Annotated in this window: 19 protein-coding genes and 1 pseudogene; 12 read left to right on the plus strand and 8 right to left on the minus strand. The window is 66.0% G+C overall.

The genetic code is table 11. From position 1 onward, the window contains the following. Positions 1 to 183: 183 nt before the first annotated feature. The 3 genes from sfnG (at position 184) to DJ73_RS14735 (ending at position 2,500) form a co-directional block, all read left to right on the plus strand. Entirely contained in the window at positions 184 to 1,332 is a 1,149-nt protein-coding gene (gene sfnG / locus DJ73_RS14725) for a dimethylsulfone monooxygenase SfnG (RefSeq protein WP_094524925.1), read from the plus strand. Then, positions 1,332 to 1,928, plus strand: a complete 597-nt coding sequence (locus tag DJ73_RS14730) for an NADPH-dependent FMN reductase (RefSeq protein ID WP_094524926.1) — start codon at positions 1,332 to 1,334, stop codon at positions 1,926 to 1,928. The genes sfnG and DJ73_RS14730 overlap by 1 nt, the downstream gene beginning before the upstream one ends. 131 nt (positions 1,929 to 2,059) lie before the next feature. Beyond that, entirely contained in the window at positions 2,060 to 2,500 is a 441-nt protein-coding gene (locus DJ73_RS14735) for a DUF6653 family protein (protein WP_094524927.1), read from the plus strand. Positions 2,501 to 2,824: 324 nt separating this feature from the next. Here the strand turns inward: DJ73_RS14735 and DJ73_RS14740 are convergent, their stop codons facing one another. Beyond that, positions 2,825 to 3,286, minus strand: a complete 462-nt coding sequence (locus DJ73_RS14740; protein ID WP_094524928.1) for a DUF4112 domain-containing protein — start codon at positions 3,284 to 3,286, stop codon at positions 2,825 to 2,827. A gap of 630 nt (positions 3,287 to 3,916) precedes the next feature. Here DJ73_RS14740 and DJ73_RS14745 point away from each other — a divergent pair. Further along, on the plus strand, positions 3,917 to 4,231 hold the full coding sequence (locus DJ73_RS14745) for a cupin domain-containing protein (protein WP_254921676.1): 315 nt from the start codon (positions 3,917 to 3,919) through the stop codon (positions 4,229 to 4,231). A 733-nt stretch (positions 4,232 to 4,964) separates the two neighbouring features. On the opposite strand, the gene DJ73_RS14755 is transcribed toward DJ73_RS14745, so the two are convergent. Next, complete coding sequence (locus tag DJ73_RS14755) at positions 4,965 to 5,324, minus strand: hypothetical protein (RefSeq protein ID WP_198948055.1); 360 nt, start codon at positions 5,322 to 5,324, stop codon at positions 4,965 to 4,967. 179 nt (positions 5,325 to 5,503) lie between these two features. Here DJ73_RS14755 and DJ73_RS14760 point away from each other — a divergent pair, with 179 nt between their 5' ends. After that, positions 5,504 to 6,880 carry an aspartate aminotransferase family protein gene (locus DJ73_RS14760; RefSeq protein ID WP_094526003.1) on the plus strand — a complete coding sequence of 459 codons (1,377 nt, stop codon included), beginning with the start codon at positions 5,504 to 5,506 and terminating at the stop codon, positions 6,878 to 6,880. An 82-nt stretch (positions 6,881 to 6,962) separates the two neighbouring features. Here DJ73_RS14760 and DJ73_RS14765 read toward each other — a convergent pair whose 3' ends face one another. Then, positions 6,963 to 8,630, minus strand: a complete 1,668-nt coding sequence (locus DJ73_RS14765; protein ID WP_094524932.1) for an aldehyde ferredoxin oxidoreductase family protein — start codon at positions 8,628 to 8,630, stop codon at positions 6,963 to 6,965. Between the two features lie 226 nt (positions 8,631 to 8,856). Between DJ73_RS14765 and DJ73_RS14770 the strand changes: the two genes are divergently transcribed. Beyond that, positions 8,857 to 10,038: a M24 family metallopeptidase gene (locus DJ73_RS14770; protein ID WP_094524933.1), complete on the plus strand. Its 1,182-nt coding sequence runs from the start codon at positions 8,857 to 8,859 to the stop codon at positions 10,036 to 10,038. Positions 10,039 to 10,206: 168 nt separating this feature from the next. After that, positions 10,207 to 11,493, plus strand: a complete 1,287-nt coding sequence (gene gdhB, locus DJ73_RS14775) for a glutamate dehydrogenase GdhB (RefSeq protein ID WP_094558331.1) — start codon at positions 10,207 to 10,209, stop codon at positions 11,491 to 11,493. Positions 11,494 to 11,556: 63 nt separating this feature from the next. Here the strand turns inward: gdhB and DJ73_RS14780 are convergent, their stop codons facing one another. Next, positions 11,557 to 12,543, minus strand: coding sequence for a D-2-hydroxyacid dehydrogenase (locus DJ73_RS14780; RefSeq protein WP_094558332.1), 987 nt, complete (start codon positions 12,541 to 12,543; stop codon positions 11,557 to 11,559). A 135-nt stretch (positions 12,544 to 12,678) separates the two neighbouring features. On the opposite strand from DJ73_RS14780, the gene DJ73_RS14785 reads away from it, so the two are divergent. From DJ73_RS14785 to DJ73_RS14805, 5 genes and pseudogenes are all read left to right on the plus strand, one after another. After that, entirely contained in the window at positions 12,679 to 14,001 is a 1,323-nt protein-coding gene (locus DJ73_RS14785; protein WP_094558333.1) for an amidohydrolase, read from the plus strand. Continuing rightward, positions 13,998 to 14,301, plus strand: a pseudogene (locus DJ73_RS21375) (serine/threonine dehydratase); the annotation flags it as partial. The gene DJ73_RS14785 and the pseudogene DJ73_RS21375, both read left to right, overlap by 4 nt. Before the next feature lie 268 nt (positions 14,302 to 14,569). After that, positions 14,570 to 15,229 (plus strand): helix-turn-helix domain-containing protein, encoded by a 660-nt coding sequence (locus DJ73_RS14795; RefSeq protein WP_094524937.1) that lies wholly within the window; start codon positions 14,570 to 14,572, stop codon positions 15,227 to 15,229. A 92-nt stretch (positions 15,230 to 15,321) separates the two neighbouring features. Continuing rightward, entirely contained in the window at positions 15,322 to 15,702 is a 381-nt protein-coding gene (locus tag DJ73_RS14800) for a hypothetical protein (protein WP_094558334.1), read from the plus strand. Positions 15,703 to 15,741: 39 nt separating this feature from the next. Then, the gene (locus tag DJ73_RS14805) at positions 15,742 to 15,966 is read left to right on the plus strand and encodes a HalOD1 output domain-containing protein (protein WP_094558335.1); all 225 of its coding nucleotides are present in this window, start codon (positions 15,742 to 15,744) and stop codon (positions 15,964 to 15,966) included. A 309-nt stretch (positions 15,967 to 16,275) separates the two neighbouring features. Here the strand turns inward: DJ73_RS14805 and DJ73_RS14810 are convergent, their stop codons facing one another. From DJ73_RS14810 to DJ73_RS14825, 4 genes are all read right to left on the minus strand, one after another. Beyond that, complete coding sequence (locus tag DJ73_RS14810) at positions 16,276 to 17,637, minus strand: aminotransferase class III-fold pyridoxal phosphate-dependent enzyme (protein ID WP_094558336.1); 1,362 nt, start codon at positions 17,635 to 17,637, stop codon at positions 16,276 to 16,278. 67 nt (positions 17,638 to 17,704) lie between these two features. Continuing rightward, positions 17,705 to 19,342: a BCCT family transporter gene (locus DJ73_RS14815; RefSeq protein ID WP_094524941.1), complete on the minus strand. Its 1,638-nt coding sequence runs from the start codon at positions 19,340 to 19,342 to the stop codon at positions 17,705 to 17,707. Positions 19,343 to 19,801: 459 nt separating this feature from the next. Next, the gene (locus DJ73_RS14820) at positions 19,802 to 20,449 is read right to left on the minus strand and encodes a hypothetical protein (RefSeq protein ID WP_094524942.1); all 648 of its coding nucleotides are present in this window, start codon (positions 20,447 to 20,449) and stop codon (positions 19,802 to 19,804) included. 93 nt (positions 20,450 to 20,542) lie between these two features. Then, the coding region (locus DJ73_RS14825) for a peptidase dimerization domain-containing protein (protein WP_176451146.1) at positions 20,543 to 21,070 on the minus strand (528 nt) is incomplete at its 5' end.

The raw sequence follows: 21,070 nt of genomic DNA on the forward strand, positions 1-21,070 counted from the left end.
CGTCGACACCGCCGGGACAGACGGTCTCCGCATCAGGTGCGGAGGTCGACCGCGGTTGCGACCGAGCTCCCGTCAACGCTTGCCGCCGACCGCGTCCCTGCACAAACGCGACCGCTATCGCGGAACGCCGACAGCGTTCGCCGTTGTGACCCGCGTTAAACCGATACGAGCAGATGAGCGGGTATGGACACTGAATTCGCGTACTGGGTCCCGAACGTCAGCGGCGGGCTGGTCGTGTCGGACTGGGAGACGGAGACGGACTGGACGTACGACTACAATCTCGACCTCGCCCGCACGGCGGAGGACGTCGGCTTCGACTACGCGCTCGCACAGGCGCGCTTCTTCGGCAGCTACGGCGCCGAAAAGCAGCTGGAGGCGCTGTCGATCGCCAACGCGCTCGCGGCGCAGACCGACGAGCTACACGTCATCGGCGCGGTGCATCCGGGGTTGTGGGAGCCCGGCCCGCTGGCGAACTTCATCGCCACCGCCGACCGCATCAGTAACGGCCGCTTCTCGATCAACGTCGTCTCCGGCTGGTTCAAAGGGGAGTTCACCGGGTTCGGTCAGCCGTGGCTCGCGCACGACGAGCGGTACGCCCGTTCGACCGAGTTCATCGAGGTGTTGCAGGCGCTGTGGACCGAAGACCGGGCGACCTACGACGGCCGATTCTACACGATCGGAAAGGACATCGACGGCTTCGAGGGCGCGCCGATGGAACCAAAGCCGGTCCAAGACCCGTACCCGCAGGTGTTCCAGGGCGGGAACTCGCAGGCGGCCCGGGAGATGGCCGCGAAGCACGCCGACGTGCTGTTCATCAACGGGGGAAGCCTCCAAGAGATCCGCGCCGTCATCGAGGACGTCGAGGAGTACGCCGCGGAGTTCGGCACGGAGCCGCCGCGGTTCGCCGCGAACGCGTTCGTCATCCAGCGGGACACCGAGTCCGAGGCCAAGGCGGTCCTCGAGGGGATCATCGAGAACGCCACCGACGAGGCGGTCGACGCGTTCAAACAGCAGGTGAAACAGGCCGGGCAGTCGTCGGCCGAGGGCGACGGGATGTGGTCGGACTCCGAGTTCGAGGACCTCGTCCAGTACAACGACGGGTTCAAGACCGGGCTCATCGGCACCGACGAGCAGATAATCGAGCGCGTCCGGAAGCTCGACGCGATCGGCGTCGACATCGTCCTCGCGGGCTTCCTCGACTTCGAGCCGGAGCTCGAACGCTTCGGCGAGACGATCATCCCGGCGATCGAGGCGGCCGACCCGCTCGATCCGGACGAGATCGAGGCGGTCGACGAGATCGAGGACGTCGGCGGCGCGAAGGTGGCGAAGTGATGGCCGAGCGAACGCTCCTCGGGATCGTCGGCAGCGTCTCCGCCGACTCCCGGACTCGGACCGCGGTCGAGGTCGCGCTGGACGCGGCGGCTGACACGCATGACGTCGACACCGCTGTCCTTCACCTCGCCGACTACGACCTCGCGACCGCCGACGGGCGCGGGATCGGCAACCACGAGGGGGACACCGCCGACGCGCTCGAACTGATCGTCGAGGCCGACGCGTACGTCGTCGGCACGCCCGTCTACCGCGGGTCGTACTCGGGCGCGCTGAAGAACCTCTTCGACATGGTGCCCCGCGGGGAGTGGCAGGGCGACGTCGCGCCCTTCGAGAACGCCGCGGTCGGGCTCGTCGCGACGGGCGCGACCGACCACCACTTCCTCGCGGTCGACCAGGAGCTCCGCCCGGCGTTCGCGTTCTTCGGCGCCCACACGGTCGGGGGCGCGACGTACGCGAGCGGCGACGACTTCGCGGACGGAGAGCTCGTCGACGGGGGGGTTGGCGACCGGCTCGCGACCCTCGGCGAGGCCACCGTCGAGCTGGCGGCGGCGATCGACGATGGCGACGCACTCGGGTCGCTCGGACCGGCGGTGTAGCGTCCCCGGGCCCTCGGCGTCACCAGGGTCCGCGAGATCACCGAGACGACGGCCGCGGCGCTCGTCGGATTCCTACGGCGCGGTGCTCGGTGCCAGTCAGAGTTATGTCGCCGCCGGCACGACCGCCGCGTATGACCACCGACGCCTCCGGGACGCTCGGCGACCGGTTCTGGCGGCGGCACTCGAACCCCAAGAGCGGCTGGACGCGCGTCCCGCTGGGTCCGGTCATCGTGTACGCCGTCTACCGCCGCGACTGGCGACTGCTCTGTGCCGCGCTCGCGTGGACGGCGATCAACCCGCTCCTGTTCTCGCCGCCCGAGACCGACGACGCCTGGATGACCCGAGCGGTGCTCGCCGAGCGGTGGTGGATCGGCGAGGCGGGGAACCGGACGGTCGGGCTCGGCTATCCGAACGTCTGTAACGCCGCCGGAGCGCTCGGCTTCGTCTACGCACTGTCCGCCGCGTGGCGCCGGTCGCCGAGGGGCGCGACGCTCGGCGCCGTCGCCAGCGTCGCCCTGAAGCTCTGGTGGCTCCGCGTGTTGGTGAGGCGGTACGACCGCCGAGACGAGTAGCGTCGCGAACGCGCGTTGGCGTTGTCGCCGAGCGACTCGTTGCGCTGGCTCTGTTAAAATCGTCTTCCTCAGACGTATTCTCGTTTGAAACGCCCGGGCGCTGAGGCGTACTAACTGATTGTTACGGATTCTACTAGTTCGAAGAGATGTCCCGACAGTCGTGCGAGATACACAGCGCGAATGCAGTACGAGGTCGCCCTATTGCCTGTTTAACGCTGAACAGCTAGATTGAATTCACCAACACACCAACAATATCGGCCGCATTAAGCTCTACACGCGGATCGTAGACTTCCTCGACGATCACGCTGACTCCAGCGATTCGCCTCAGTCGTCAGGTTCGACAGGGATGTCAACGCCGCCGTCCGCCCTGCCGCCGGCCCCATCTGTCTCCACCGCCTCGGCGAGGTCTTCCAGCGTGAGCGCGACGTTGCGCTTGTTCGCCTTCCAGAGCGCGTCGACCACAGTACCAACGTAGGGGATGGATCCCCCCACCACGTCGATACTGATGTTCGTGAGCATCTCTACCAACGTCGTGAAGGAGACTCCGAGATACGCCGACTCGGCGACGATGTACAGGGAGAAGGCGGCACTCACTAGGTCGCCAGCGACGGGGAGTGCTCCCAGAACGGGATCGATTCCGATGCGGAAACCGATGCCGGGAACGCGCACGCTCTCGTCGAGTATATACGCGACCGTCTCCATTCGCTTGAGCGCGGCCTCGTCGACGTTCTCCGGTAGTTCACCATCGTAGTCGATGTCGAACCGTGATTCGAAGGCCGCGGGCATGGCCCAACGTTTCGGGTGGGAGACGGAAAACCTGCGTGGTGGATGTCGTGCGACACGAGTGGGAGTTCGATCGCGAGGTACTATCCTTCTAGTATGGGTCGCCTATCGGCTGTATCTAGCAGTTCGGGTCTGAAGCAACCCTAGTTGGTAATTTTGAGGGAGGGAAAACCTCAGATATTCTCCTCGTCAGCGACGACCCTGTGGCATGGCTGAACACTGTGATAAGTGCGGGACTGAACTTGACCCATCGCAGGCCCGCCACCAGCAATACCAAATTGAGCACGCATCGGATTCGATCGAGACGCTGGATGGTCGTCTGTGTTCGGATTGTTTCTGGGAGTTTAAAGAGTGGCTCGAAACGGAGCAAGTCACCTAACGGCATTCCGAAGACTGCCCGATACGCCCTCTGTATCGGTTACACCCATACTGACAGACTGCAGAGAATATGAAACGGCGCTGCTGTATACAAGCCGCGAGTCTTGCACGGTAGCATCCCAGCAGACCGAGCAGAGCAGCCATCAAATATACTACTCTGGCGACACAGTCGTCTCTCAGCCTTCCTCCCTTTTTTTGATAGTGGCAAAGACGTATATGCACTAAAACGATAGAAAAGGTGTGAATCAAATTAACGTGGCTGACGTAGCGGACCAGTTGGCTGAGGACGGAGAAATGGAAACCGAACTGATGCGTGAGGTCTCGTTCAGTCTCCAAGTGATGCGGTTCGAGCCGGGTGACGAGGATCCGATGCATGCTCACGCTGAAGAGGAAATTTACCTCGTTAACACGGGCGAAGCGACACTCGTGACCGAAGACGAGTCCGTTGAGGTCGCCTCGGGTGATGTTATCCATCTCGGGTCCGGGACAGATCACCAATTTACCGACTTCGACGACGAGTTCACCGTCACGGTGATATACGCGCCCGCAGAGGGCTCTCAAGCGGTATAATGATTGATTGACCTCGCAGCAGGATAGTCACTAACTCCGCCCCTGCCTAACGCTTCCGCCCTGAGCCGTCCCGGACGGCCAGTTCGACTCATCTAACGAACCAACTCCGGTTGCTGACTACAGCCTCTAAATGTTGCACGAGTGTTTTACCAGTCGGTGGATCGTTCGTCGTTCTCCGCGTTACTTCGGTGGGCTAGATTTCGTATCAAGACTTTCGTGAACGCGGCATCACGATTGAATGACGGATGACACCACGAGTGCAACTCAACGAGTGGGATACACTGGTTGACGAACTACGTCGATTCGGTCGTGCGGGTGATGTAACGGCTACTGATGATCGGATTCACATCGACATCGGCTCTGCACGTGTCGAATTGTCGCGCGATGGGACGCTCCAGGCTGGGATGCCATTGCACGATTTCACGTACGATGACACCGTTGCGGTTGTCATAGATCACGACGCCGGCACTCTCACAGTTGACACAGATACGGTAAGCTACACATTCAGGCGGCCAAGTGGGTGATGACTACATCCTCTGTATCTCGCACGTCGTTTCTGACACGATGTGGGGGAAAGACTCTGCATTAGTGGTGCGTCTCCTGCCCAAACCGGAATCGACTCAGACCCGATCAACTGCTACGTGTCGTAGGAGCCGTTGCACTGAGAATTCTTCGGGATTCCGGGATACCGAAAGGTCCCGCTCGGAGCGTGAGACGCGGGGGCCGCGAACACTCACTCCTCGCTGAGGCCGGCGACCACCACGTACAGGCCGAACGTCGCCATCACCGTTCCCGCCAGCTGCGTGCCTGCGGTCGGGAGGAAGCCGACGTCGGGGTACAGCAGCGGGGCCAGCATGAACCAGCCGCCGAACGCCGTCGTCAGGACCGCGGGCGGGAGGCTCGGCTCCCCCGTCGCCCGGAGCAGCTGGAGGTTCCGCGCCGCGAACACCAGTCCGAGGAGCCCGCTCGAACCGATGCTCCCCGTGAACGCACGGGAGCTATCGACCGCGAGCGGGAGCACCGCGACGCCGGCACACGTGACAGCGCAGATGGCCGTCGACGCCAAGAGGAACCGCGACGGTCGGTGTTGCACACGATTGCGTTGGGTTCGCGTTCAATAATTCTTCCGTCGCGACCACAGTCGGCGGGGTCGGTCTCGGGATATCACCGCCGCCGAGTGGGCGAAGATCGGAACGAAAACAGATTCCGTGTACACCGTCATTGATTGCTGGTTTCATCACTCATATGTGGGCGTGTCGTATCCGTTGACACATGGCGGGACCGCCGATCCACGAGTTACACTTCGCGGAGGAACCGAGCGTCGACCGAGTCCCCGGCCCGAACTCGCGGCGCCTGCTCGACAGACAGGACACCATCGACAGCAGCGCGGTCGCGTACCCGAACGACATCCCCCTCGCGTTCGAGGAGGGGAAGGGCGCGACCCTCAAGGACGCCGACGGGAACGTGTTCCTCGACTTCTTCGCCGGCATCGGCGTCTACAACGTCGGTCACGCGAACCCGTACGTCAACGAGGGCGTCCACGAGCAGATCGACAAGCTCACCCACACCGTCGACTTCCCGACCGAGCCCCGCCTCGATCTCATCGACAAGCTCGACGAGATCGCGCCCGGGAGTCTCGCCGGCAACAGCCGGTTCGTCTTCGGCGGTCCCACCGGTAGCGACGCCGTCGAGGCGTCGATCAAGCTCGCGAAGTACAACACGGGCGGCAACGGGCTGCTCGCGTTCCGGAACTCCTACCACGGGGCGACGGCCGGCGCGATGAGCATCACGTCGAACAAGAAGTTCAAGAAGCCGTACGCGCCGCTGTTGCCCGACGTGGTCCACGCGCCGTTCCCGTACCCCTTCCGCGAGGGGCGGAGCCCCGAGGAGTCGGTCGACCGCGCGCTCGAAGAGGTCAGGGCGATCGTCGAGGAGCCGTACGGCGGCCTCACGGACCCGGCCGGCATCTTCGTCGAGCCGATACAGGGCGAGGGCGGCGTCGTCGCCCCGCCGGACGGGTTCCTCTCGGGACTCCGCGCGATCGCCGACGAGAACGACCTCCCGCTGATGTTCGACGAGATCCAGGTCGGGATGGGACGCACCGGCGAGTGGTGGGCGTCCGAACACTACGACGTGACGCCTGACGTGATGACGACCGCGAAGGCGCTCGGCGGGAACGGCCAGCCGCTGTCCGGGACGATGTACCACGAGGACCTGGACACGTGGGGGCCGGGCGACCACGCGGGCACCTACCGGGGGCACGTCCCCGCGATGGTCGGCGGCCTGCGCGCGATCGAGTACATCGAGTCGCACGACCTGCTCGACCACGCGACGGAGGTCGGCGCGTGGATCCGCGACCGCCTCCGCGACGCCGGCGACGGCGACCCGGGGCTCGGCCAAGTCCGCGGCAAGGGGCTGTTCGTCGGCGCCGAGTTCGTCGACGCGAACGGCGACCCGGACGACGACCGCGTCGAGGCGATCCAGGAGTACTGCTACGAGCACGGCGTGCTCGTCTGGACGGCGGGCCAGTACGGCAACGTCGTCAGGCTGCTGCCGCCGCTGGTCCTGACCCAGCGGCAGGCGGAGGTCGGCACCGAGGTCATCGCCGACGCGATCGAAGCGACCGCGGAGCTGGCGATCGCGGAGTAGTCGGGCTCCGGCAACGTATCGCGTCCCGGTTCCGGTGGAATCGCGCGCGCTCAGAAACGTCGCCCGCGGCCGGGAAGCGACCTCACGCGGGCAGCGCCGAATCGGGCACCGTCCCGTCCTCGTCCCACCCGCGGTGTTCGTAGTACGATTCGATGGCGTCGTCGAGCCCGGGGAGCTCCTCCTCGTACGGGAGCCGGTCGTCGTCGACGTCGAGCCCTCGCTGATTGTTGAAGTGGCGCTCTAAGGTGACGGTCCGAGCGCCCGCGGCGAGCAGCTCCTCGAAGTCGGCGTCGAAGAGGAGCTCGTAGCGCTCCGGCGTCATGAAGTCCCGAGAGAACTTGCAGACGACGCCGCTGTCGTTGAGCGCCATCAGGTTCTCGCGCTCGACGAGCCGCTCCGCCTTCCCCTCGAACCCCGCGGGCTCCATCGCCTCGCCCTCCTCGACGAGGGGGTACTCCACGGAGTAGAACGTCGCGTACATGTGGTCGGCCCCGCGGTTCGCGACCGCGTACGAGAGCGCCTGCCCGTGGAGGAGCCGCCCCTCGTGGGCCGCGAAGTCCATGTTCTTCACCGACCAGTTGCCGACGCCGAGGTCGTCGTGGATCCGGCCGATCCCCTCCGCGAGCCGGTCGCCCACGCCGTCGCGGTGGGCGATCTGCTCGACGAGGTCCCAGATGAGCTCGCGGTTGCCGAACTCGTCCTCGGCGGCGAGGTACGCGGCGATCGTGTTGCCCGCGGAGATGGCGTCGAGCCCGTACTCGTCGCAGAGCCGGTTCGACTCCATCACGTCGACGATGTCGTCGACGCCGGAGTTCGAGCCGAACGCCATCGCCACCTCGAACTCGGGCCCCTCCGTCTCGACGCCGCGGGCCTCGTCGCGGGTCGGGAGCTTGCAGGCGAACGCGCACGCCGAACACGTCCCCTTCTTGTACTTCTTGTCGGCGACGGCGGCGCCGTTGATCCCCTCGACGCCCTCGAAGGAGCGCTCGGAGAAGTAGTACGACGGCAGCCCGTCCATCTCGTTGGCGAGGTCCATCACGGCCACCGTCCCCTGCTCTTTCATGATGTGGTCCTCGGTGGCGGCCTCGCGGTGGACGTCGTTGGCGGTCGCGTCGATCGAGAGCTCGGGCGCCGAGTCGCCGCCGAACGTGACGGCCTTGACGTTCTTCGAGCCGAGGACCGCGCCCAACCCGCCGCGGCCGAACGCGCGCTCCTCGGTCGTCATGATCGACGCGAACCGGACCTCGTTCTCGCCCGCGGGCCCGACGGCCGCCGTCCGGTCGCTGGAGATGTCGTGTTCGTCGTCGAGGTAGTCGGCCGTCTCCGAGATGGTCGCTCCGGCGAGCTCCGGCACGGTTTCGAACTCGACGCCGTCGTCGCGCACGTGGACGACGACGAGCTCGTCGCTCGCGCCCGCCAGCTCGATCGCCCCGTACCCCGTCGCCGCGAGGTGGCGCGACACGAAGCCGCCGGCGTTCGACGACAGCAGCCCGTCCGTCAGCGGCGAGAGGGCGGTGCAGTTCGTCCGCCCCGTGAAGCTCATCTGGGAGGCCTGCATCGGCCCGGTGGTGAACACGGCGCGGTTCTCGTCGCCCAGCGGATCCGCGTCGAACGGGATCCGCTCGTGCGCGAGCCGCGTCGCCACGCCCCGTCCGCCGATGTATCGCTCCTGAACCCCCGTGATGTCCGTCTCGGACGTCGTCCGCTCGCCGACGTCGATCGACAGCAGCGGCCCGGTACTGTGTAGCATGTGCGACTATCAGTAGACGCGGTACAAAAAACCGACCCAAACCGCCCGAATTGAGGGTTTCACGCCCTCTCGACCGCGCTCACGAGACAGCTCGCGCGGCGTCTCAGCGACGCTTCGGGGCGAATTCGCGGGATTCGCGGGAGATGCGTACACAGTATCTGTTTTTAATGTACACGATAAATTTATACTCCTGCTGTCTGATCCCCTTCGTAGACGTCCTGTTATCATGCCACGGGAACACATCTTCGACGAGGCCGAGTACGAGCGGCGGGTGGCTCGGACGAAAGAGCGGTTGCGCGAGCGCGACCTCGACGCGATCGTCGTCAGCGACCCGGCGAACATGAACTACCTGACCGGCTACGACGGCTGGTCGTTTTACGTCCATCAGGCGGTCGTGGTGACGCCCGACCGCGACGAGCCGATCTGGATCGGTCGGGACATGGACGGCGACGGCGCGCGGGCGACGACGCACCTCGCCGAGGAGAGCGTCCGCGCGTACAGCGACGACCACGTGCAGTCGCCCCAAGACCTCCACCCGATGGACTACGTCGCCGGCGTCCTCGAGGAGCTGGACGTCGCGGACGGCCGTATCGGCTTAGAGATGGACGCCGCTTACTTCACCGCGAAGTCGTACACCCGACTGCAGGGGAACCTCCCGGACGCCGAGTTCGCGGACGCGACGCTGCTCGTCGGCTGGATCCGGGTCAAGAAGTCCGACCAAGAGCTGGAGTACATGCGGCAGGCCGCCCGCATCTCCGAGAACGCGATGCGGGCCGGCCTCGACGCCGTCGGCGAAGGCGTCCCGGAGTACGAGGTCGCCTCCGGCATCTACCAGCAGCTGATCGACGGGACCGACGAGTACGGCGGCGACTACCCCGCGATCGTCCCGTTGATGCCGTCGGGCGACCACACGGGGACGCCCCACCTCACGTGGACGGACCGGCGGTACGAGGCGGGCGACCCGGTGATCATCGAGCTCTCCGGCTGTCGGCACCGCTACCACTCGCCGCTGGCGCGGACGACGTTCGTCGGCGAGCCGCCGGCCGAACTGCAAGAGACCGCCGATATCGTCGTCGAGGGGATCGAGGCGGCGCTCGACGCGGTCGAGCCCGGCGTCACGTGCGAGAGCGTCGAGCAGGCGTGGCGCACGACGATCGAGCGGTACGGGCTCGAGAAGGAGGACCGCATCGGCTACTCGATGGGGCTCGGCTACCCGCCGGACTGGGGTGAGCACACCGCGAGCATCCGCCCGGGCGACGACACTGTCCTCGAGGAGAACATGACGTTCCACATGATCCCCGGCATCTGGACCGACGAGATCGGCATGGAGATCAGCGAGACGTTCCGCGTCACGTCCACCGGTGCGGAGACGCTGGCCGATTTCCCCCGAGAGCTGTTCACCGCCTGACCGAGATTGAGCGAACGAGGCCGACCACGCCGCACCGACCGTCCCGCGCTGACCACGCCGCACCGACCGTCCCGCGCTGACCACGCCGCACCGACCGTCCCGCGCTGACCACGCCGCATCAACTGTCCCGCGCCGACCACACGAGCCACGCTACGGCCGACACCACTTATGAGCACGACACCCACCGTCGACGACGAAGAAGCAGAGACAGAGTCCGAATCGACCCTCGCGACCGCCCGGAAGCAGCTCCAGCGCGCCGCGACCAACGTCGACGTCGATCCGGCGATCATCGAACGCCTCAAACACCCGACGCGGGTCCAGCAGGTCTCCGTGCCGCTCGAACGAGAGGAGGGCGGCGTCGACGTCTTCACCGGCTACCGCGCCCAGCACGACGACGTCCGCGGCCCGTACAAGGGCGGGCTCCGGTATCACCCGGAGGTCACCGCCGACGAGTGCACCGGCCTCTCGATGTGGATGACCTGGAAGTGCGCCGTGATGGACCTCCCCTTCGGCGGCGGGAAGGGCGGGATCGCGGTCGATCCCAAATCGCTGACCGACGACGAGCGCGAGCGGCTCACCCGGCGGTTCGCGGAGGAACTGCGCGACGTCGTCGGGCCGACGAAGGACGTTCCCGCGCCCGACATGGGGACCGACGCCCAGACGATGGCGTGGTTCATGGACGCCTACTCGATGCAGCAGGGCGAGACGATCCCGGGCGTCGTCACCGGGAAGCCCCCCGTCATCGGGGGGTCGTACGGCCGCGAGGCGGCGCCCGGCCGGTCGACGGCCATCATCACGCGCGAGGCCGTCGACTACTACGACCGCGAGCTCGCCGACGCGACCGTCGCGGTGCAGGGGTTCGGCTCCGTCGGCGCCAACGCGGCCCGCCTCCTCGACGACTGGGGCGCGACCGTCGTCGCCGTCAGCGACGTGAACGGGGCGATCTACGATCCGGACGGCCTCGACACGCGCGCGGTCCCAACCCACGAGGAGGAGCCCGAAGCGGTGCTCACCCACGAGGCGCCGGAGACGCTGTCGAACGAGGCGGTCCTCGAACTCGACGTGGACGTGCTGATCCCCGCGGCCGTCGGCAACGTGATCACCGCGGGCAACGCCGACGCCGTCGACGCCGACATCGTCGTCGAGGGGGCGAACGGGCCGACGACGTTCGCCGCCGACGCGATCCTCGCCGAGCGCGACGTGGCGGTGATCCCGGACATCCTCGCGAACGCCGGCGGCGTCACGGTGTCGTACTTCGAGTGGCTCCAGGACATCAACCGGCGGACGTGGTCGCTGGAGCGCGTCAACGAGGAGTTAGAAGAACAGATGCTGTCCGCGTGGCGCGACGTGCGCGACGAGGTCGACGCGCGCGACCTGACGTGGCGCGACGCCGCCTACGTGGTCGCGCTGTCCCGGGTCGCCGAGGCGAAGGGGGCGCGCGGGCTCTGGCCCTGACGGGTCGCGGGCGCTGAGGCGCCGCGCCCGGCGCCTGTCACCGCGCGATACGGATCCGCCCGATCAGTCGTCCGCGTCCGGCGTGACGACCGCGTTCTCCAACTCGCCGCCCTCCTCGAGCGCCGCGACGTTGGTCGCGACGATGTCGGCCAACCGGTCCCAGTGCTTTGGCGTGTGGCCGCCCGTGTGCGGAGTGATGAGGCAGTTCTCTAAGTCCCAGAGGACGTGGTCCGACGGGAGCGGCTCGGGGTCGGTGACGTCGAGGGCGGCGCCGCGGATGCCCTCGGTCTGCAGCGCGGACACCAAGGCGTCGGTGTCGACGAGGCCGCCGCGGGCCGCGTTGACGACGACCGCCTCGGGCGGGAGCGTCGCCAGCTCCGCCTCCCCGACCATCCCGCGGGTCAGGTCGTTGAGCGGACACGCGAGCACGACGTAGTCGCTCCGCGCGAACGCCGCGTGGATGTCCTCGTCGTCGAACCCGAGCACCTCGTCGGTGGGGCCGCCCTTCTCCGGCGTGTAGCGGATCCCGATCGTCTCCACCTCGAACCCGGCGAGCCGCTGGACGACCGCCTGTCCGATCGAGCCGAGCCCCACGACGGTGACCGTGCTGTCGGTGAACTCGCGCGACTGGAAGTGGCGCCACTCGCCGTTCGTCTTCCGGCGGAACCCCTCGTGGAGGTCGCGCGCGAAGACGAGCATGTTGGCGATCGACTGCTCGGCGATTCCGGGGGCGTGGATACCCCCCGCGTTCGTCACGCAAACCCCGTGATCGCGGAGCGCGTCGGTCGGGACGTGGTCGGTGCCGGCGAAGGTGCACGCGAACAGCTCAAGTCGGTCGGCGCGCTCGAGGAGGTCGGCGTCGAGCGTGATGCCGGTCGCGACGCGGGCCCGCGGCACGAGGTCGCGCTCCTCGGCGGGCGTCCGCGCGAGCGCGACCGTGCGGTCCGGGAGCCGCTCGCGGAGCGCGTCCGCGTACGACGCCATCGACAGTCCTTCCGTTCCCTCCCGCAGCACGACGACGTCCGGATCGGCGGTCTGGTGTGAACTCATGAGCGGTGGGCGCGTCGGAACGACGCGTTGGCGGATCAACGCGAGGGGGTTTCTTAGCTTTTTGTGTATCCTACGTACACGACAATTGTGTACGATCAACTACTCTTAAGACGGTCGAGTGAGAGAGCCACTCGCATGAACGAACCGATCCGCGATCGGCTCGCCAGCGTCCGCCGACGATTCCACCGCCACCCGGAGCCGGCGTGGCGCGAGTTCCTCACGACGGCGACGCTCGCCGAGGAGATCCGGGCGATCGGCGTCGACGAGCTCGCGATCGGTCCGGACGCGTACGACCCGGCCGACCGCATGGCCGTCCCCGAGGCGGACCTGGGCCCGTGGGTCGAGCGCGCCCGCGAACGCGGCGCGGACCCGGAGCTACTCGACCGCATGACCGGCGGAAACACCGGCGCCGTCGCCGTGCTCGACCGCGGCGACGGGCCCGTAATCGGGCTCCGCGTCGACATCGACGGGCTGTTCATCGAGGAGTCGACCGACCCCGACCACGACCCCGTCGACGAGGGGTTCCGCTCCGAGATCGACGGCACGATGCACGCCTGCGGCCACGACGTCCACATGACGTGGGGGCTCGCGGTCCTCGAAGCCATCGCCGAGAGCGACTTCGCCGGGCGGCTGGTCGTCTTCTTCCAGCCGGCCGAGGAGACCGGGGGCGGCGGTCACCCGATGGCGGAGAGCCGGTTCGCGGACGACCTCGACTACCTGCTCGCGGTCCACGTCGGCCTCGATCACCCGACCGGCGAGGTGGTCGCCGGGATCGAGAAGCCGCTGGCGATGGCGCACTTAGACGCGACGATCGAGGGCACGTCGGCGCACGCGGGGAAGGCGCCGAACGAGGGCGACAACGCGATGCAGGCGATGGGGACGGCGATCGTGAACGCGTACGGGATCGCCCGCCACGCCGACGGGATGACGCGCGTGAACGTCGGGAAGGCGGAGGCCGGCACCGCGAGCAACGTCATCGCCGAGCGCGCTCGGATGGAGGCCGAGGCGCGCGGCGAGACGACCGCGCTGATGGAGTACATGAAACACCGCTTCGAGACCACCGTGCGCGCCGCCGCGACGATGCACGGCTGTCGCGGGACCGTCGACGTGGTGAGCGAGTCGCCCCGCGCGGACAGCGACCCGGAGCTGCAGGCGTTGGTGACGGACGTGGCCGGGGGAGTCGACGGGATCGACACCGTGCTCCCGGCGGCGGACTTCGGCGCGAGCGAGGACGCGACGTTCCTGATGGAGCGCGTTCAGGAGGCTGGCGGGCTCGCCTCGTACCTCATCGTCGGCACGGACCACCCGACGAGCCACCACACCCCGACGTTCGACGTCGACGAGCGGAGCATCGGTCACGGCGTGGACGTGCTCGTCGGCGCGATCCGCGACCTCGAACGGCGACACCCGGTTCCGCGGGCCGAGACGCCCGGAGACGCGCGTCCGAACTTCGAATGACCGAGGGCGATCCGGCCGAACGCGACTCCATCGGCCGCGACTCCGCCGACAGCGACCCGGACGCCGGGGAGCCGGGCGCGTCGGCGACCGTCACGCGCGGTGACGTCGAGGACGCACGCGACCGACTCGCCGGCGTCGCGCATCGGACGCCGCTCGACATCTCGCGCACCTTCGCCGAGATGAGCGGGGCGGACTCGCCGGGGCTCAAGCTCGAACAGCTCCAGCGGACCGGCTCGTTCAAGATCCGCGGGGCGTACAACGCGATGGCGCGGCTGTCCCCGGTCGAGCGGGAGAAGGTCGTCGCCGAGGCGCGGCTCGCGCTCGCGTCGTGGCCGGCGCGGGTCGGCGAGGTCGTCGACGCCGTGACGGCCGAGGGCGCCGAACTCGAAGCCCTCGAACGGGCGCGCCGCACGGCGGTCGCCGAGGTCAACGGGGTGTCGGTCGTCGAGCGATCGGTCGTCGACGGGAGCTGAGAGGGGGGCAACGGAGACCGAAGGACTCTACCAGTTCAGAGAGGCGTTTCGATAGCCGTGCGAGAGATTATTACACTTTGCTCTGTAGTAGTTACATGACCGTCCTAGCCGAGTTCTCCATAGAGGCTGACCAGTTTCTACTGGGGAGGATCATCGCGAACTTCCCTGATGTCGCCGTAGAAATAGAGCGGGTCGTCCCGACTGGGAACCGAATCATGCCGTATATCTGGGGATACGGTGACGATTTGGACGAGTTCGTTACGGCGATGCGAGAGCATCCGAACGTCGAGTCGATTACCGCCGTGGATCGGGTCGACAACCAGGCGTTGTACAAAATCGAGTGGGAAGACCCTACGGAACAGCTCATCGCGGGGCTCGCAGAGACGACGGCGACGATTCTCAAGGCACAGAGTGACGACACGTGGACCTTCGAGATACGCTTCGAGGATAACGGGGGGCTGGCCGCGTTCAGCGAGTACTGTGCCTCACACGGTATCGAGTATCGGCTCAAGCGCGTCTCGGCGTTGACCGACTCGGAGTATTTTCAAAAAAGCTACGCCTTCACAGAACCCCAATACGAAGCGCTATCACTGGCAGTCGAACGCGGCTATTTCGAAATTCCGCGAGAAGTCACGTACGAGCAACTGGCTGGTCAACTCGGCGTCTCTGAGCAGGCGGTGTCGGAGCGCGTCCGCCGCGCGACGAACAAGGTGATGAGAGCCGCTATGGCTGGGCAACCGTCGTTTGATCTCTGAGCGGCCAGAAACGCAGGCCAGCTGTAACATTAATCGGCTTTACTGTACAAGGGTTCAAGTTTAGATAACACACACTAATAACTAATGTAGCGATGATCGAGCCAATACCGCTATCGCGACTCAGCGAGGACGAACTGTTGGATACGCTGTACAAAGCCTTGGCCAACCGGAAGCGGCGGAGAATGCTCCGGTATTTGGCCGATCATCCGGAACCGGTCCCGACCACACAGCTAGCGACTGAAATGTCGGCCCTCGAGTACGGTTCCGAATCGTCAGCCGTCCCGACCGAACAGCAGTCAGATACGCACGTCTCCCTCTCCCACGTCCACCTCCCGATGCTCAACGAGGCCGGAATGGTGAGTTGGGATAGAGATAACGACACCATTGCGATCGCTCCCGCTCTACGGGAACTGGTCGTTACGACGACCGGCGACATCCTCGGCGTTTCGGCTTCTGTAAACGAATTATTATGAATAGCGACGCGTTTTGCCCGGATTTGTAGCAGACGCAATATGAGCAAATACAGCGTTCAGATTGTGCGCAGAGTCGCCGAGAAAGAAGGTGTCCACCCGACCGAGTTGGATGATACGCTGGGTGACGTAATCGATCCTGATGCGCTAGATCAGTTGATGATGTCTTTGGAAAGGAACCAGCGAGATTCGGTCGGTGCTCTCAGGTTCGAATTCTGTGGATACACGGTGCGTGTGTCTGCAGCAGGTGACATCGATATCCAGTGAAATGCGAAGCAGACCCGCCTTTACCGACGTCTCACGCGGGAGATAGTAGCAGAGTACACGGGTCCGGAGGAGACACTCGAGCGTGTCCAAGTGCCTCCAGAGCGAGAGCGCGTGCGACAGCCCGAACGCGCCGCAAACGTGAGTTGACGCGTCCCCGACCGCAGAACCATCCGTGTCTCGCGAGGCGTTCCTGACGGAAGCGATAGCGGACCGAATCCGGTCCGCAGGTGATCCGTACTGATCGAAACGAGCCGGACTGTTTCTCCGAGTGAGTGATTTAACACGCGCCGCACTGCCGGGTTCAGTTCCTCAGTTCGCCGCCGCGCTCGCGCTGACGGCGTCGATCGCGTCGAGGAAGAGCCCCGTACCGAGCGCGATCTCGCGTTCGGTCGCGTCGAGCGGGGGAAGGAGTCGGATCGTCTTCGTCCCGCAGCCGAGCGTCAGGAGCCCGCGGTCGAGCGAGGCCTCGACGACCGCCGAGCGCCGCTCCGCCGTGTCGAACTCCACCGCCAGCATCAACCCCTTGCCGCGGACGTCGACGACGGTGTCTGGCGCGTCGTCGCGGAGGAGCTCCCTCGCCTGCCGCCCCCTCCGGGTCGCGTTGTCGAGCAGGTCGTGTTCCTCGATCGCCTCCAGCGTGAACGCCCCCATCATCGAGCCGAGGAGGTCGCCGCCGCCGAACGTCGAGCCGAGGCGGTTCTTCTCCGACGGGAACACCTCCGACCGGGAGATCGTCGCGCCGACGCGCAGCGCCTTCGCGGCCGCGATCACGTCCGGCTCGATGGCGTAGTGGTCCGCCGCCCAGATCTCCCCCGTGCGGCCCATCCCCGACTGGATCTCGTCGACGACGAGCGGGATGTCGTACTCGTCGGTGACGGCCGCGACCTCGTCCATGAACGCCTCGCTGGGGAAGCGGTAGCCGCCGACGCCCTGGATCGGTTCGAGCGTCAGGAAGGCGATCTCCGCGGGGTCGACGTGCCCGCCCTCGGGCGCGAGCATGTTCCGGAGCCGCGAGCCGCCGCCGGCAAAGAAGCCGCAGTCGCAGGTCGCGGCGTCGCAACCGCGGTCAGCGCAGAACGGCACCGTCTCGATGCCGCTAATCTCCGGGTAGTGCCGGGTGTACACGTCTTTCGACTTCGTCAGCGAGAGCGTTCCGAGGGTGCGGCCGTGGAAGCTCCCGTCGAAGGCGACGCCGTACTTCGCCGGCGACCGGTGGTCGTGCGTGATCTTCATCGCGTTTTCCATCGCCTCGGCGCCGGAGTTCGAGAGGAAGACGGTGTCCATCCCGTACTGGCTGGAGACGTCGGTCAGCCGGTCCATGAGGTGGCTCGACCCCGGGAAGTCGGCCTCCTCCGGGCTCGGTCCGGAGCCGAAGTACATGTCCTGGCCGGCGATCTTCATCGGCTCGACGAGGTCGAACTCGCGGAGCTTCGAGAGCACCTTCTCGTTGTTGTAGCCGAGCGGGGCCGCGCCGATGTGACAGGTGAAGTCTAAGAGGACGTTGCCGTCGACGTCGGTGACGAAGGGCCCGTCGGCCTCGCGGGTCACGTCCCAGACGAACTCGTGGGAGTACTCGCTGGGCGCGGAGTGCGACTGGTGGAACTCGACCCAACGCTTCGCGTTCGGACCGGGGAGCGCGTCCGCGGCGGGTTCAGCCGTATCCCTATCCATACACAGATTATGTATACGTCGTACATTAAAACTTGGTATAAACGAGGGTAAAACGGAACGCGAGCCGTCAGTCGTCGTCGGATCCGGCGGACTCGAACGAGGCCGACCGGGAGTCGCTCTCCTTGGACCCCCCGTACAGCACGGTCTCGTCCTGCAGTAACACCCGACCGTAGTTCGAACTGAACTCTCTGATGAGCGAGAGCATCGCGAGGAAGCAGACGAAGGCGAACGGCGCGCCGGTGATGATGACCGCGTCCTGCAGCGCCCCCGCTCCGCCCGCGCCGCCGATGATCATGAGGATGGCCGCGGTCATCCCGAGCACGACGCCCCAGAAGACCCGGTTGATCGTCGAGGGCCGCGCCTTCCCGCCGGTCGTCATCATCGAGACGGCGAGCGTCGAGGAGTCGGCCGAGGTGATGAAGAACGTCGTCACGAGGATCATGAACGCGATCATGAACACCGTTCCGAAGGGGAAGGCGCTGAAGAGGATGAAGCCCGAGATCTCCGGGGTGAAGTTGTTGATCACGGGAGCGAAGTCGGCAACGCCGGTGTGGTGGTACTGCAGCGCGGTGCCGCCGACGAACGTGAACCACGGGATGGTCGCCGCCGATGTCGCCACGATACCGGTGAACGCGACCTCGCGGACGGTCCGACCCTTGGAGATGCGGGCGATGAACAGGCCCGCGAACGGGGACCAGGAGAGCGCCCAGGCCCAGTAGAACACCGTCCACGCGTTGACCCATCCGGTGCCGCCCTCGGTTCCGACGCCGGCGAAGAGGCTCATCGAGGTGAAGTCGGCGATCATGCCGCCCACCGCCTGCGACCCCAGCGTGAGCAGGAACAGGGTCGGGCCGAGGATGAACGTCGCGAGCATGAGCGCGACGAAGAGGATCATGTTGAAGTTCGACAGCCGCCGGATACCCCTGTCGACTCCGAGCACCATCGAGATCGTGAACAACAGCGTCATCGTGGTCACCACGAGGAGGATACCGACGTTCCCCAAGTCGATCCCCCACTGGTAGTTGAGGCCGGCGATGAACTGGCTTCCGATGAACCCGAGCGACGTCGCCACGCCGCCGATCGTCGCGAAGACGGCGAGGATGTCGATGACCTTCGCGGCCGGGCCGTCGAGGTTGTCAGCGCCGAGGACGGGCGTCAGCGCCGACGAGACGCGCAGCGGCACGTTCTCGTAATTGTACGCGAAGTAGGCGATCGCGAGCCCCATGATCGTGAAGACCGCCAGCTGGGGCAGTGCCCAGTGGAACAGCGTCTGCTGGATCGCGATCGGAACCGCTTCCGCCGTCCCGCCTTCGATGCCGAACAGCGGCGACGGGCTGTCGTAGTAGAACAGCGCCTCGGTCGGTCCCCAGAACACGACGCCGGCCGCGAACCCTGCCGAGTACAGCATCGCGAAGAACGAAAGGAAGCTGTACTCCGGATCCGTGTCTCCCATCTTGATCTTCCCCCAGGGGCCCACGATCAGGAACAGCAGGAAGACGACGATCAGGAACACGATCACCAGCAGCGCCCAGTTGAGATAGGCGAGAACCTGCGACTGGACGGTCGCGATTCCGCTGGAGACGAACTCTTGATCGATGAAGAACGCCGCGATCACGCCGACCGTCAACAGCGCGCCGAACGCGAAGACGACGGGGTCGATCTCGTCGAGGAACTCCTCGACCATCCCCCGGTCCGCACCGCTCATACGGGGCCACCCCGACGACCGTGACCACTAGTTGGCCCGCGATCCCTCCGCCGGTCGAGTACCATGCCACGTGCTGGCATGGGATGTCGATCGAAAGTATACACAATAAGTGTTTCTCAATGCCCGAAAGTATAACCGTATTATGTAATCCGTATATGTATTCAACGTATTCTGAAATGAGCGGTTGACTCACCGCTATTGGCATATCTATCTGAAATAATTGAACGTTTGAATAGAAAAAGCGACTCTACCCGAAACACCGGCTGGAATCACGTCGGAATCTGGACGGGGGCATCCCGATCTCCGACGGCCCGGCACGCGGGCGATCCCGGGGCGGGCAGCGAGGTGTCATCGATATCCGTTACCGGCGGAAATTAGTCGGTACGCGGCAGCGGATCATCGGTCGGGTAGCGTGCCGAGGTGGAGAAGGCGGCGGGAGCGAGCGAGTCGCCGACCCGTTCAGTTCGTCAGCTCTTCGAGCGTGCGCTCGTGAGAGGTCGCGCTCTCCGTCAGCTTCTCGGCGAACTCGTCGACGCGGTCTTTGATCTCCTCGCCGGCCTCCTCCGGCGAGAACGATTCCGACATGGTCAGCAGGCGGACGAACGCGCGAAGCTCCTCGTCGGTGAGCTCCGCGAACTCGTCGTTCTCGAGCTTTTCGACCACCTCGTCGACGTCGATCTGGCCGACCGGCTCGACGTTGAACTCCACGTTGACCATGCGGTAGTTCGACCCGGCGAGCCGCTGTTCCGCCTTCCCGACGCCCTCGGAGAGCATGTCCTTGAACGGGGTGTGGTATCCCATCGTGCCGAGATGGAGGAACGCGAGCATGTCGGTGATCCCCTGCGTGTACGCCTCGCGGTCCTCGCCGTCAGGGTCGAACACCGTCTTCCGGTCCCGCTCTTCCAGACACTCGAAGAGGATGCTGAAATCGAGGATCGCGTTCCGGACGCGGCGGCGGATTCGGTTCCGCTTCTGCTTCCGCGAGTGGTCCGTGTAGTCCGTCTTCCGTCCGAGCAGAAAGTCACGGTCGGAGGGCGTGAGGATACCGCGAGGCCGGTCCGACTCGGCCGCCGCCTCCAGCGACTCCGGCACGTCGTTCTGGCTCATGGCCTAAATACCGAGGGCCAGCGGATTAACGGTACTGGTCGTGCCAACGGGTCCCGCCCGTCGACCGATCCGACGCCTCCCGCCGGCGCCCCGTTACGGGCGCCGCCGGGAGAGCTCGACGAACGCGTCCGTTAGCAAGTCGACGCCGATCGCGAGGCTCGCCTCGTCGACGTCGAACGTCGGGGTGTGGTGGCTCGTCGGGTGGTCCGTGCCGATGAGCAAGTACGAGGCGAGCCCGTCCGCCTCTTGGACCTGCCGCATCAGGAACGTCGCGTCCTCGCTCACGCCGAACTCCTCGGTCGGGATCACGCGCTCGACGCCGTCGACGTCCCACGCGACGTTGCCGACGACCTCCCGGAGCGCCGGGTGGCTGTCGACGCACGGCGACTCGCTGATCACGCGCGGGGCGACGTCGCAGTCGTGGAGCTCGGCAGCGGCGTAGAGGATCCGCTCGAGCTCGGTGCGCGCGTACGTCATCAGCGCGGTCGTCTCGCCGCGGACCTCCGCCTCGATGGTCACTTCCTCGGCGATGACGTTGCTCGCGGAGCCGCCCTCGATCTTGCCGACGTTCACCCGCGTCGCCCCGTCGCGGTGGCGCGGGATCCCGTACGCGTTCTGGAT

Origin of the sequence: Halorubrum sp. Ea1, assembly GCF_002252965.1 — an archaeon.
Lineage (GTDB): Archaea > Halobacteriota > Halobacteria > Halobacteriales > Haloferacaceae > Halorubrum.